The sequence below is a fragment of the Clostridioides sp. ZZV15-6383 genome (genome assembly GCF_020657735.1).
Lineage (GTDB): Bacteria > Bacillota > Clostridia > Peptostreptococcales > Peptostreptococcaceae > Clostridioides > Clostridioides difficile_D.
Genome location: NZ_JAGWCV010000043.1, coordinates 1 through 13569, shown reverse-complemented (window position 1 = coordinate 13569; position 13569 = coordinate 1). Strand labels below are relative to the sequence as shown.

General features: G+C 30.2%; 13 protein-coding genes. 6 read left to right on the top strand and 7 right to left on the bottom strand.

Going from position 1 to position 13569, the window contains the following annotated elements:
• Positions 1-85: 85 nt before the first annotated feature.
• The 7 genes from whiA to KGF42_RS14225 all read right to left on the bottom strand — a co-directional run bounded on the left by whiA (position 86) and on the right by KGF42_RS14225 (position 6260).
• Positions 86-1069, bottom strand: coding sequence for a DNA-binding protein WhiA (whiA, locus tag KGF42_RS14255; RefSeq protein ID WP_227822945.1), 984 nt, complete (start codon positions 1067-1069; stop codon positions 86-88).
• A 16-nt stretch (positions 1070-1085) separates the two neighbouring features.
• Positions 1086-1511 carry an NUDIX hydrolase gene (locus tag KGF42_RS14250; protein WP_003416968.1) on the bottom strand — a complete coding sequence of 142 codons (426 nt, stop codon included), beginning with the start codon at positions 1509-1511 and terminating at the stop codon, positions 1086-1088.
• A 68-nt stretch (positions 1512-1579) separates the two neighbouring features.
• Positions 1580-2686, bottom strand: a complete 1107-nt coding sequence (locus KGF42_RS14245; RefSeq protein ID WP_227822944.1) for a gluconeogenesis factor YvcK family protein — start codon at positions 2684-2686, stop codon at positions 1580-1582.
• An 11-nt stretch (positions 2687-2697) separates the two neighbouring features.
• On the bottom strand, positions 2698-3555 hold the full coding sequence (rapZ, locus tag KGF42_RS14240; protein WP_227822943.1) for an RNase adapter RapZ: 858 nt from the start codon (positions 3553-3555) through the stop codon (positions 2698-2700).
• Between the two features lie 30 nt (positions 3556-3585).
• Positions 3586-4299: a PHP domain-containing protein gene (locus KGF42_RS14235; protein ID WP_227822942.1), complete on the bottom strand. Its 714-nt coding sequence runs from the start codon at positions 4297-4299 to the stop codon at positions 3586-3588.
• A 3-nt stretch (positions 4300-4302) separates the two neighbouring features.
• Positions 4303-5217 (bottom strand): UDP-N-acetylmuramate dehydrogenase, encoded by a 915-nt coding sequence (murB, locus tag KGF42_RS14230; RefSeq protein WP_227826552.1) that lies wholly within the window; start codon positions 5215-5217, stop codon positions 4303-4305.
• Positions 5218-5489: 272 nt separating this feature from the next.
• Entirely contained in the window at positions 5490-6260 is a 771-nt protein-coding gene (locus KGF42_RS14225) for a formate/nitrite transporter family protein (RefSeq protein ID WP_227822940.1), read from the bottom strand.
• 317 nt (positions 6261-6577) lie between these two features.
• Between KGF42_RS14225 and cls the strand changes: the two genes are divergently transcribed.
• The 6 genes from cls to KGF42_RS14195 all read left to right on the top strand — a co-directional run.
• A complete protein-coding gene (gene cls / locus KGF42_RS14220; protein WP_227826551.1) occupies positions 6578-8059 on the top strand; it encodes a cardiolipin synthase in 1482 nt (493 codons plus the stop codon).
• 317 nt (positions 8060-8376) lie between these two features.
• Positions 8377-8874: a complex I 24 kDa subunit family protein gene (locus KGF42_RS14215; protein WP_003416946.1), complete on the top strand. Its 498-nt coding sequence runs from the start codon at positions 8377-8379 to the stop codon at positions 8872-8874.
• 16 nt (positions 8875-8890) lie between these two features.
• A complete protein-coding gene (locus tag KGF42_RS14210) occupies positions 8891-10777 on the top strand; it encodes an NADH-quinone oxidoreductase subunit NuoF (RefSeq protein ID WP_227826550.1) in 1887 nt (628 codons plus the stop codon).
• A gap of 22 nt (positions 10778-10799) precedes the next feature.
• Positions 10800-12581: an NADH-dependent [FeFe] hydrogenase, group A6 gene (locus tag KGF42_RS14205; RefSeq protein WP_227822937.1), complete on the top strand. Its 1782-nt coding sequence runs from the start codon at positions 10800-10802 to the stop codon at positions 12579-12581.
• A 224-nt stretch (positions 12582-12805) separates the two neighbouring features.
• On the top strand, positions 12806-13123 hold the full coding sequence (locus tag KGF42_RS14200; protein ID WP_107594536.1) for a transposase: 318 nt from the start codon (positions 12806-12808) through the stop codon (positions 13121-13123).
• A gap of 26 nt (positions 13124-13149) precedes the next feature.
• Positions 13150-13569, top strand: a 420-nt coding sequence (locus KGF42_RS14195) for an IS3 family transposase (protein ID WP_227826549.1), incomplete at its 3' end; no start/stop codon positions are given.

Sequence of the window (13569 nt, the reverse complement as noted above, 5' to 3'; positions counted from 1 at the left end):
CACAAATATACGTCTTAAAACAAAAACAGAGACTTTTATCTCAAAATAGGAATTAACTTCAACATAGCCCATTATATGTTAGAAATTAATGCTTATTCTGAGATTGTCCCCTCAATTTATTGTAATGTTTTTTTTTCAAATCTGTTGCGATTTCTTCTATTTTTCTAAGCCTATGATTGACACCAGATTTTCCTATTGGTGGTTCTAACATCTCTCCAAGTTCTTTGAGAGTCATATCCTCATATTCAATTCTAATCTTAGCTATTTCCTGTAAATTCTCTGGCAGACTGCTAATTCCTATAGTTTCTTGTATGAGCTTAATATTTTCTACTTGTCTTACTGCTGCGTTTACTGTTTTAGAAAGGTTAGCTGTTTCACAATTTACTATCCTGTTTACATTATTTCTCATTTCTTTTACTATTTTAGTATTTTGAAGACTTAAAAGAGCGTGGTGTCCCCCTATAATACTCAATAAATCTGATATTTGTTCACTTTCTTTAATATAAACAACATGATTATTTTTTCTAGCCACAATTTTACTATTAAAACCTAAAGAGTTTATAAGTTCTTTTAGTGAATCCGCAAATTCCTCGTTATTAGTTACAAATTCCATATGATAATTCTTTTCTGGGTCACTTATAGAACCTCCACCAAGAAAAGCTCCTCTTATGAAGGCTCTTTTACATCCTTCATGTTTAACTAAACTCTCTGAAATTCTGTTTATCGTAAAAAATCCTTCTTTATTTTCAAGTATACCTAATTTTTTTAATAACATTTCTGAACCCATTTCACTTGTTACCATTAATACATAACTGTTATTTCTCTTCAACATTTGATTTTTATTTACAGAGATTGTGGTATTAATATTAAAATTCTTTTTTAATAACTTAAATACCTTACGAGCTACTGAATTTAATTCTGTTGTTATTTTTAGATTTAGTTTTTTATATCCAACAATTTGTATACTTCCCCCTGATTTGACTAGAGCTGATAATTCAGCTATATTACAACATTCATTCCCAGATACAATTCTTGCTAGTTCATTTTTGGTTTCAGTTGAAAAAGACATCTCTATCACCTATTAACTAATTTTTCTTTAACCTTTTTTTTATTTCTTGTAAGGCAACCTTTATTATCTCCTTTTCATCATCATACCTAGCTAGGTCTACTACTCTATCTAGATGGATAAATTTAGCATCAATAAAGCCTTCCTCTTTTTGTGGAATAGTATCCATATTCTTCGCTTGCATTAAATACCAAAAAACTGTTTTATGAACTGCTCTATTTTCATCCCAGTTTTCTTTAAATGTATAGTGTATTTCTCCTAAATATTTCAATATATCTGCTTTTACTCCAGTTTCTTCACTTACTTCACGTAATGCTGCCTCTTGGTTATTTTCCCCTTCTTCTACTTTTCCTTTAGGTAACACCCAATCTCCATTGAACTTCCTTAGTAAAAGAATCGTATTGCCAAACAGGACTACACCACCAGCACTAACCTCTTCTCTCATCGATGTTCACTCCTTAAAACTAACATAATGATAAGGATTTCTACGCAATTTTTTAAAATCCTTTTTTACTAACTTTTGTTGTAATTATGATTTAGGGCTAACTCAATAACTATGTTAGATATATACTTTGCATCATGTCTTATATAATTATTTTTTATTTCAATCAAATTCTTTTCTATAGTTTTTATACCCATCTCTTTTAATTTATCTTTTTGCTTTTTATCTAACAAAACTTGCCCTGCTCCATCTTGTCTGTATAGGTCAAGCATCTCTTCTGGCAATATTTCATTGTTTGCGATTACATAATCTATTAAATTCTCATCAGTGTGCTTTACTATAGCATTAACATGCTCTAATACATTGTATCCTTCTGTTTCACCTGGTTGAGTCATTATATTTGATATATATACTTTTGGAGCCGTAGACGATTTAATAGCTTCTACAATACCCTCTACAAGTAGATTTGGTATTATACTTGTATATAAGCTTCCAGGACCCATAATTATAATGTCAGCGTCATAAATAGATGCAATAACATCCTTTAATGGTTTAACATCTTTTGGATTTAAGAAAATTTTATCAATAGAGCTTTTTTGACTTCTTGATTCTTCAGGTATGCTAGATTCTCCATTTATTATGTTGCCATTTTCTAATTTGGCAACTAAGTTTACATCTTCCAAAGTTACTGGCAAAACTCTTCCTGTTATAGCAAAAATCTCACTTAATTTATATACAGCTTTTTCAAAGTTTCCATATAGTCCATTCATAGCAGCTAAAAATAAATTTCCAAAACTCTGACCCTTTAAAAGTCCTTCTGTAAACCTATATTGCATAACTTCATTCATAGTTGGCTCTATATTTGCAAGTGCTAATAGGCAGTTTCTTATGTCTCCTGGTGGAAGCATTCCTAAGTCTTCTCTCAATACTCCTGAACCTCCACCATCATCAGCAACAGTTACAATTGCAGTTATATTTTGTGTAGTATGTTTAAGACCTCTTAAAAATACTGATTGACCAGTACCTCCACCTATTACAACTACATTTGGCTCTCTATTTTCAACAATGGACCTTTGAAATAGTTTTACTTTTTCATTTTTTGCTTTTTTATATATAAATAACGATACAATTAATGCAATCCAACCTAAAATTCCTACAATAATAAGTAATTTAGCCATGTTTGCCTCCATTATCGCAACATAGAGTCTCTATGTTTCTTTACAACTCTATATCCCTTATTAGATAAATCCTCCGCTATAAGATTTGTTATAGTAACTGACCTATGTCTTCCACCTGTGCATCCAACACCAATTACTAGATGTTGTTTTCCTTCCTCTATATATTGAGGCACTAAAAAATGAATCATATCTAAAAGTTTCACATAAAATTCTTCACTGATTTTAGAATTCATAACATAATCTCTAACTTCTTTATCATCACCAGTTTTAGCTCTTAACCCTTCAACATAATAGGGATTTGGAAGAAATCTTACATCGAATACTAAATCTGCATCAGCAAGTATACCATGTTTAAATCCAAAAGATACTACAGAAATAGTTAGATTTGGATTATCTTCACCAGAAGAATATATTTTCTTTATTTCTTCCTTAAGGTCTTTTGGTTTCATATTAGTTGTATCAATTATACATGTAGATAATTCCTTTAAAGGCTCCATTATCTTTCTTTCCATTTTTATGCCTTCTGGAATCTGCATGTCTTTTGCTAATGGATGATTTCTTCTTGTCATTTTATATCTCTTCAACAATACATCATCATTACAATCCAAATATACCATTTCATATTCATAATTTTCTTTTTCCAAGTAATTTAAGCTTTCATGAAGCGCTTCAAAAAACTTTCTTCCTCTTATATCTATCCCTAGAGCAACTTTATCAATACTTGAATTTGGTTGATAACATAGTTCTGCAAATTTAGTTATCAAAGCAGGAGGTAGATTATCTACACAATAAAATCCCATATCCTCTAAAGCTCTCATTGTCTCACTTTTTCCAGATCCTGAAAGACCTGTAACTATAACAAATTTCATTGCTAACTCCTCCCTTTTATCTTATGTTTATCATATTATAATGTTTTCTACTAATGATATATCCAAATTAGAGTCAGATATAGTCTTCATAGCTAGCTCAAAATCACCAACTCTTTCTGGACAATGTGCATCTGAGCCTATTATAAATTTATTTTCTAGCTCTTTTATCTCATTTAATTGATTCACATTCAAAAAAGAATGACTACTATTTATTTCAAGTCTAGTATCTGTCTTTTTTGCTATTTTTGCTACTTCTTCTATATACACATCTCCTTTATCTCCAGGATGAGTAATTATAAAAATATCATTATTACTTATCGCGTTTATTACAGCTTTTGTATTATATTCTTTTGCTTTTTCAGTTTTTAAAATATAATTATTACAATGATTTAATAAACTTTTGAATGATGTAGGAGTAGAACCAAAATGATATCCAGCCATAATATAATCAAATTCCTTAATAAATTTATTATCCATGTCTATATTACCTTTGTCATCTAATATATTACACTCCATACCTAAAAGTATATCTATATCACTATACTTATCATTTAAATAATTTACTTCTTCTCTCATTTTAACAATATCTTTTTTCTTTACACCATATGCGATATGTTTGTAACTATGGTCTGATATTCCTATTGTCTTTATTCCCTTAGAAATGGCCACCTTTACATTGTCCTCAATAGTTCCTTTACCATGACTATATAATGTATGTGTATGATAATCAGCCAGTATTTTCATCTGTTAATCCTCTCCAAGTATTTTGACTTCTTCTTCCAACATAACTCCAAACTTGGCATATACAGCACTTTTTATAACATATATTAAGTCTAAAATATCTTTAGCACTTGCTTCTCCTTGATTGACTACAAATCCACAATGCTTTTCAGATACTTGTGCTCCTCTTAAAGTAAGACCTCTTAATCCAGTTTCTTCTATTAATTTACCTGCAAAATGTCCTGTTGGTCTTTTAAATGTACTTCCTGCACTAGCAAAATTTAATGGTTGTTTAGTTATTCTTCTCGTTGCTAAATCATCCATTAAACTTTTTATTTCATCATAATTTCCTTTTTGTAATTCTAATTCTGCTGATAAAGCTATATACCCGTTTTTCGATATTATACTTCTTCTATACCCAAATTCCATCTGTTCATTTGAAAGTTCAAAGATATTTCCTTCCATATCCATCAGTCTTACTGACTTTACTATATCCTTCATTTCACCACCATATGCTCCAGCATTCATGGCTAATGCTCCTCCTAATGTTCCAGGTATACCTGATGCAAACTCAAATCCTTTTAATTCTTGTTTTTGAAGAGCTTTACCTAGAACCGATAACAAAGCTCCTGACTGAGCAGTTATCCTAGTATCATTTATCTCATAAGAGTTAAAATTATCTGCTAATTCTATTACTACTCCTCTTATTCCACCATCTTTAATTAAAATATTTGAACCATTTCCAATTATTAAATATGGAATAGATTCTTTTTTTACCAACTGAAGTACATTTTTTAATTGTTCTTCAGTTCTAGGTCTAACTAATATATCTGCTGGTCCTCCTACCCTGAATGAAATATGCTTTTTCATAGGTTCATCGACTTTTATATCATCTTTACTTAATATATTTAATAAATTTTCATATATATCTTGATTATTCATTGTATTTCCTCCCAAATTATACTAAACTTTAGCTGTCAATATTATTTAATTTACATTAATATATAGTATTAACTATATTCAATAATATATGATTTTGCTTATCATATGGACTTTATATTTTAAGTTTCTTAATTACAAACTATATTCAATAAATATATAATAAAGTAAAAAAAAAAAAATAACAACATATAAAAGAATATAAATAATTTAAAAAAAGCATCAATATCACTGATATCAATGCTTTAAAAGGCAATTTAATTCATATTATTTATCTAACTATTTTTAACATAGCAAAGATAATAAATTCCCCCAACTACTATGGAACCTCCAACGATATTTCCAAGTGTTACAACTACCAAATTAGTTATGAATTGAACCATAGTTATATTTGCTCCTAATGCCATTCCCATTGGTATAAAAAACATGTTTGCAACACTATGTTGGAATCCACATAGCACAAATAGCATTATTACTGTCCAGCATGAAGCCAATTTTGACATTATATCTTGAGACGCTGTAGCCATCCATACAGCTAAAACTACTAGAATATTACAAAGTATTGCTTTTAAAAACATTGAAACTACAGTTGAATTAACTTTAGCTTCTGCCACAGCTATAGCTTTTGTAGCTGCATCCCCTGCTAATGTAGAAGAATAAAAGACAAGTGCTACTAATAAAATTGAACCTACTAAATTTGCAAAATAAACCAGTCCCCAGTTTCTTAACATTTTTCCTAATGTTATTTTTTTGTCCATAAGGGCAATAGCCATTAAAGTGTTTCCAGTGAATAACTCTGCTCCTGCTACCACTACAAGCATAAGACCTACTGGAAAGACCATTGCACTTAAAAAGCTAGCTACTCCTGGGTCTATCTTGCCAAAAGTTTGACTAACTATCATACTTCCCAATGCCCCAAAACCTATAAATGCTCCTCCAAATAAACCCAATAAAATTGCATTTTGTGTTGAAATGTTTGCTTTTTTTATGCCTGCACTTATAGTTGCTTGTGCCGTTTCCCCAGGTGTCAAGAATCCTTTACTCATAAATCCTTCCCCCTTAAAAATTATACTTTCCCTTGTCTTTTTATGGCAATAATTATATAATAACAATATGATATATAATAAATTTTATTAACATAAAAAATATACTATATGCTTATATATACTTGTCTTATATAATTATATTATTTATTATATAACAACTTTGTTAATTTCGAAATAATTTATATTGAATTTGAAAAATTTACCTTTCGATTATTTATTTTACTTTTTTATTGTTGAGGTATTATATATAATAGATATATGTTTGTGTTATTATATATAATTACTTATTTTAATAAATATTTGAAGGAGGAAATTTTATGTTTGATATATCATTTTTCGAAATGTCAATATATGAAATAACAGTTACTACAATATATATAATTAATTTCATGGTTATACTGAACCTTATCTTTAGGGAAAAAAGAAACATAAATACAACTTTAACATGGCTTCTTATATTAGTATTGATTCCTGCACTTGGATTCATACTTTATATAGCTTTTGGTAGAAATATTTCAAAAAACAATATGTTTAGACTGAAAGAAAAGGATGATAAGATAATCAAAAGTAATATACTCGATACTCACGTTAAACTCCAATCTACATCTGAAATTGATTCAGATATACATCAACATAAGGATATGATTTATGCATTGGCTAATTCAAATAATGCTCATTATACCAATAATAACAATGTGTGGATTTATGCTGAGTCTAGTCAATTTTTTAACAGTCTTCTTGAAGAACTTAAAAAAGCTGAAAAATATATAAACATACAATTTTATATTTTCAAAGATGACAAAATCGGAACTGAAATAATAGACATTCTAGTAGACAAGGCTAAAGAAGGTGTTGAAGTAAGACTTTTATTTGACGCAGTTGGTGGTAGAACACTAAAAAATAGTACACTTTCAAGACTTAAAGAAAGTGGTGTTAAAGTCGGAAGCTTCTTCCCATCGTTCTTAAAAATTGTAAACTTTAACTTAAACTATAGAAATCACCGAAAAATTGTTGTTATTGATGGTAAAGTAGGATTTGTAGGTGGATATAATGTTGGTGATGAATATTTAGGTAGAAATCCAAAATTTGGTTTATGGAGAGATACACATACTAAGCTTACTGGTGATTGTGTAATTGACCTAAATATGAGATTTATCCTTGATTGGAGATACACAACTAAAGAAGATTTAGACTTAGAAAAGTACTTTATAGAAGAAGAAGCACACTCTAATCATCTTTCTGAAAATATTGGGATTCAGATAGTATCAAGTGGTCCAGATATATCAGAACTTGACGAGATTAAATATGGTTACCTTAAAATGATTCAGAAAGCTAGAAAGTATATATACATACAGAGTCCTTATTTAATACTTGACTCAACATTTATAGATACTTTAAAAATAGCTTGTTTATCTGGTGTTGATGTGAGAATTATGATTCCTTCTAAACCTGACCATCCCTTTGTATACTGGGCATCATATTCATATGCTGGAGAACTTTTAAAGTTTGGAGCTAAAATCTATACTTATGGTCAAAATGCATTTTTACATGCTAAGACAATAGTTATAGATGACTCTATCTGTTCTATAGGAACAGCCAATATGGATATAAGAAGTTTTGAGCTTAATTTTGAAGTGAATGCATTTATGTACTCTTCAAAAAAAGCATTGGAACAAAGAGTTATATTTGAAAATGATATTTTAAATTCAAAAGAAATAACATTAGATATATATAATTCTAGGTCTACTTATATAAAAATTAAGGAATCCATTTCCAGACTATTATCAGCAGTTTTATAAATCTTTTATTTTATAAAAATTTTACATTTTGGTTTATTTTTTAAAGTTTTTTATATGTATTATTTTTTTTTTATTGAATTTAGCTCATTTTTTTTATTTTTTTTAACTATTCTGAATTATTTTATATTATAATAGACTAGTATAGTTTTTATTTTTAATAGGTAACTTTTTTGCATTGTTTTTATGAATAAAGAAATTGTTGTATATTATTCTTTCTTTATTGTTTTGGTTTTGTTCACCCACATAATGTTGGGGTCAACTCATGGTTAATTATTTTATGCAAAATAATAACTTTAAAAAGAAAAGGGGGATTTGTTATGTGCGATTTTATTTCACACAACAAGCAATTATTTGACGAACTAGATATATTTATTGACTCTCTTGCAACAAAGGAAGGTGCGTTAATACAAGTTCTACATGAAGCCCAAGGTATATTTGGATATCTTCCAAAAGAAGTTCAGCTTCATGTTGCTAGAAAACTTGGAGTAGCTCCTGCAAAGGTATATGGGGTTGTTACATTCTATTCTTATTTTACTACAGAACCTGTAGGTAAGTATAAAATCAGTGTCTGTCTAGGGACTGTATGTTTTGTAAAAGGTGCTGACAAAATCTTAAGTGCTTTTGAAAAACAACTTGGCATAAAAGTTGGAGAAACTACTAGTGATTTTAAATTTTCTTTAGAAGGTTTAAGATGCTTGGGGGCATGTGGTTTAGCTCCAGTTGTTACTGTAAATGGTAAAGTTTATGGTAAAGTGAAACCTGACCAAGTAAGCGAAATATTAGATACTTATAGAGAATTAGAATTGAATTGTTAAGAGGGGTGAATAAATAATGCGTAAAGTAAATTCATTTGATGAATTAAAAGTTTTAGCTGATGAGCTGAAACCTAATCTTAGCTTAAGAAAAAATTATTCTAAGGAAAATGTATTAAGAAGAGAATTACTTGTTTGTTGTGATACTGGATGTACATCTTCAAACAGTCTAGAAATAGTTAGTGAATTAGAAAATGAAATAAAGAAATCAGGAATCCAAGACAAAGTTAGTGTTCGTTTGACAGGTTGTTTTGGTTTCTGTGCTCAAGGTCCTATCGTAAAAGTTTATCCTGATAACGTTTTCTACGTAAAAGTTGAGCCATCTGATTCTGAAAAGATAGTTCAAAGTCACTTAATTAGAAATACAGTTGTTGAGGAATTATTATATGAAGAAGAATCTTTAAGTAAAAAAGTAGAAGAACAAGAAGAAATGTCTTTCTACAAAAAACAGTTACGTATAGCTTTAAAAAATTGTGGTCTTATAGACCCAGATAGTATAGAAGAATATATTGCCAATGATGGTTATTTAGCTCTAGGCAAATGTTTAACTTCTCTTACTCCTCAAGAAGTTATTACAGAGGTAAAAACTTCTGGTCTTCGTGGTAGAGGTGGAGCTGGTTTCCCTACAGGTTCTAAATGGGAAGCTGCTTCAAAAAATCCAGCTGGTCCAACAGATAAAAAGTTCGTTGTATGTAATGCTGATGAAGGTGACCCAGGTGCATTTATGGATAGATCTGTACTTGAAGGTGACCCACATAGTGTACTTGAAGCTATGGCAATATGTGGATATGCTATAGGTTCTGATACAGGATACATATACATAAGAGCAGAATATCCAAAATCTATAGAAAGATTAAAAGTAGCTATAGCTCAAGCTGAAAAATACGGTTTACTTGGTGAAAATATCTTAGGGACTGGATTTAACTTTAAATTAGAATTAAAATATGGTGCAGGTGCTTTCGTTTGTGGTGAAGGTACAGCTCTAATGCATTCAATTGAAGGTAGACGTGGTGAACCTAGAATGAAGACTTATAGTTCTTCTAAGAGTGGTCTATGGAAATCTCCTACTTGTTTAAATAACGTTGAGACTTTTGCTAATATACCTGCAATTATACTTAATGGTGGAGATTGGTTTGCAAACTTAGGTACTGAAGATTCTAGTGGTACTAAAGTATTTGCTCTTGGTGGAAAAGTAGAAAATGTAGGGCTTGTTGAAGTTCCAATGGGTACTACTTTAAGAGATATTGTATTTGAAATTGGTGGAGGAATTCCTGAAGGTAAGAAATTTAAGGCTGTTCAAACAGGTGGACCATCTGGTGGATGTATACCAACTGAACATTTAGACACTCCTATAGACTTTGGTTCATTAAGTTCTATCGGTTCAATGATGGGTTCTGGTGGTATGCTTGTTCTTGATGAATCTGATTGTATGGTAGATATAGCCAAGTTCTTCCTTGAGTTTACTGTTGAAGAATCTTGTGGTAAATGTACACCTTGTCGTATAGGTACTACAAGATTATTAGAAATATTAACTAAAATTACAGAAGGTAATGGTACTCTACAAGATTTAGATGACCTAGAAAACCTTGCTGAAACTATACAAACTGCTTCATTATGTGGTCTTGGTAAAGCTGCTCCAAACCCTATTTTAAGTACTCTTCAATATTTCAAAGATGAGTATATAGCTCATGTTGTAGATAAGAAATGTCCTGCTGGTAAATGTCAGAACTTACTTTCTTATTTTATAACAGACGACTGTAAGGGTTGTACAAAATGTTCTAGAGTGTGTCCTGCTGGTTGTATAACAGGTTCTGTTAAGGAACAACATACAATAGATACTTCTAAGTGTCTAAAATGTGGTGCTTGTATAGATAATTGTACATTTAATGCTATAATCAAGAAATAACTTATTTGGAGGAGGAATAACAATGAGTTTAGTTAATTTAACTATCAATGGCAAACACGTTTCAGCACCTAGTGGAACTTCTATCTTAGATGCTGCGAAATTAATAAATATAAAAATACACAACCTTTGTCATTTACATATGAATGAAATAGATAAGCTTGACACTTGTGCTTCTTGTCGTGTTTGTATGGTTGAGACAGAGAGAGGCTTAGTTCCAGCTTGTGGAACAGTTATAAAGGAAGGTATGAGAGTTCAAACTAATAGTGCAAAAGCATTAAATGCTCGTAGAACTATTGTTGAATTATTGTTATCAGACCATCCACAAGATTGTTTTGTATGTGAAAAAAATGGAGATTGTGAATTACAGACTATAGCTGCTGATTTAGGAGTAAGAAAAATAAGATATCAAGGTTCTAAATCTTTTGCAGGTAAAGACACTTCTACTAAATCTTTAGTTAAAGACCATTCTAAGTGTATATTATGTAGAAGATGTGAGACTGTATGTAATGACATACAAACAGTAGGGGCATTATCTGGAGTTAATCGTGGATTTAATACTTTAGTTAGTACATTCTTTAACTCTGATATGGTTGAAACAGAGTGTACATTCTGTGGTCAATGTATATCTGTCTGTCCAACTGGAGCATTAACAGAGGTAGATAATGTACCTAAACTTTGGGATGTTTTAAATAAAAAAGAAAAGACTATAGTAGTACAAGTTGCTCCTGCTGTAAGAGTTGCTATTGGTGAAGAGTTTGGATTAGAACCAGGTTCAATCTCTACAGGAAAAATGGTAGCTGCTTTAAAAGCACTTGGATTTGAACATGTATTTGATACAAACTTCGGTGCAGACTTTACTATAATGGAAGAAGCTACTGAATTTATAGAAAGAATCCAAAAAGGTGAAAATCTTCCTATATTAACAAGCTGTTGCCCTGCATGGGTAAACTTCTTAGAGCACAACTATCCAGACAAGTTAAACTTAGCATCTAGCTGTAAGTCTCCTCAAGGTATGTTTGGTTCTATAGCTAAAAACTACTATGCACCTAAAATATTAGGAATCAATCCTGAAGAACTTTATGTTGTATCTGTAATGCCTTGTGTAGCTAAAAAATATGAAGCTTCAAGAGAGGAATTAAGCGAATCTGGAATATTAGATGTTGACCTTTCTATAACTACTAGAGAGTTAGCTAAGATGATAAAAGAAGCTGCTATCGATTTACCTAATCTTCAAGACCAAGATTTTGATAATCCTTTAGGAAAATCTACAGGTGCTGCATCTATATTTGGAGCAAGTGGTGGAGTTCTAGAAGCTGCTCTACGTACTTCATATGAGAAGATAACTAATAAGACTTTAGATAATGTAAACTTTACTAATGTTAGAGGTCTTAAAGGAATTAGAGAAGCAAGTATAGATGTTGATGGAACTACAGTTAATGTATGTATTGTAAATACACTTAAAAATGCTAGAAAGATTATGGATAAGGTTAGAAGTGGAGAATGTAAATACCACATCATAGAAGTTATGGCATGTCCTGGTGGATGTGTTGGAGGTGCTGGTCAACCTTATCACCATGGTAATACTGAAATAGTTGATAGACGTGCAAATGCGTTATATGAAATAGATAGAAACAAAGCTATTCGTAAATCTCATGAGAATCCTGATTTACAAGCTATTTACAAAGACTTCTTTGGAGAACCAAATAGTGATGTAGCTCATAAATATCTTCATACTCATTACTTTGATAAGAGTTGTATTTATGGAGAATGTCCACAAGAATGTGCTTGTGAAGAAGCTAAATAACTTCTAACAAATTAAAAAATTTATTCTTAAATAAAATAGGGTGTCTCAAAATGAACTTTTTAGTTCATGAGGCACTCTTTTTGTATGAAATCAAATATATTTTCATAATTTCACCAATGAAAAGAGGCTTATCTCTATTTTAGTATAATCCCCTTATAGTAGACATTTAAATAAAAGGCCATTATAATAGGTCTAAAAAGTGTATACTCTAAGGGGGTTTTTCTATGTCTAAAAAACACAAAAAATATAGCAAAGAACTTAAACTAAAAGCTGTAAACTTATATATAAAAGAAGGATACTCATCATACAAAATTGCTGAGATGCTGAATATAAGAAGCAAAACACAAGTTCAAAACTGGGTAAAAGATTATAAAAATAAAGGTAAAATTGCATTTAATGAGGAAACTAGGGGCAGATTTAAAAATATTAGTCTAGAAAATGATAATAGAATATTTAAATCTGTTGAAGAAGAATTGAAGTACTTACGCATGGAGAATGAATTCTTAAAAAAGTTAAGTACCCTATCGGACAAGTCAAAGTAAGCGATAAATTTAAAACAATTAAACTTATGTCTAGGAAGTATAGTATTTCTAGTATGTGTAAGTTGATAGGTGTGTCAAGAAGTGGTTACTATAAATGGCTAAGTTATTCTAAAAAATCTTCCGATAGGGATATCAAAGATAGAATTATTAAGGATTATATAATTGAAATACATAAAAAATATAGAGGCACTTATGGTAGAAAAAGAATTTGTACTTATTTAAATAAAATACTTGATACCCCTATTAATCATAAGAGAGTATATAGGTTGATGAAAGAACTAGGTATTAAATCTATTATTAGAAAGAAAGTATATAGACGTAAGTTTAAATCATCTGAGGTATATGATAATATATTAAATCGTGAATTTACAGCTAATCAACCATTAGAAAAAATTTGTATGGATATAACATACATACCTATCGGTAAAAAATTCTTATATATGAAT

Coding starts and splice junctions, on each gene's coding strand:
- KGF42_RS14225 (WP_227822940.1), bottom strand. CDS start 6,260: ATGAGTAAAGGATTCTTGACACCTGGGGAAACGGCACAAGCAACTATA.
- KGF42_RS14200 (WP_107594536.1), top strand. CDS start 12,806: ATGTCTAAAAAACACAAAAAATATAGCAAAGAACTTAAACTAAAAGCT.
- KGF42_RS14215 (WP_003416946.1), top strand. CDS start 8,377: ATGTGCGATTTTATTTCACACAACAAGCAATTATTTGACGAACTAGAT.
- KGF42_RS14235 (WP_227822942.1), bottom strand. CDS start 4,299: ATGAAAATACTGGCTGATTATCATACACATACATTATATAGTCATGGT.
- rapZ (WP_227822943.1), bottom strand. CDS start 3,555: ATGAAATTTGTTATAGTTACAGGTCTTTCAGGATCTGGAAAAAGTGAG.
- KGF42_RS14210 (WP_227826550.1), top strand. CDS start 8,891: ATGCGTAAAGTAAATTCATTTGATGAATTAAAAGTTTTAGCTGATGAG.
- KGF42_RS14245 (WP_227822944.1), bottom strand. CDS start 2,686: ATGGCTAAATTACTTATTATTGTAGGAATTTTAGGTTGGATTGCATTA.
- KGF42_RS14205 (WP_227822937.1), top strand. CDS start 10,800: ATGAGTTTAGTTAATTTAACTATCAATGGCAAACACGTTTCAGCACCT.
- murB (WP_227826552.1), bottom strand. CDS start 5,217: ATGAATAATCAAGATATATATGAAAATTTATTAAATATATTAAGTAAA.
- cls (WP_227826551.1), top strand. CDS start 6,578: ATGTTTGATATATCATTTTTCGAAATGTCAATATATGAAATAACAGTT.
- KGF42_RS14250 (WP_003416968.1), bottom strand. CDS start 1,511: ATGAGAGAAGAGGTTAGTGCTGGTGGTGTAGTCCTGTTTGGCAATACG.
- whiA (WP_227822945.1), bottom strand. CDS start 1,069: ATGTCTTTTTCAACTGAAACCAAAAATGAACTAGCAAGAATTGTATCT.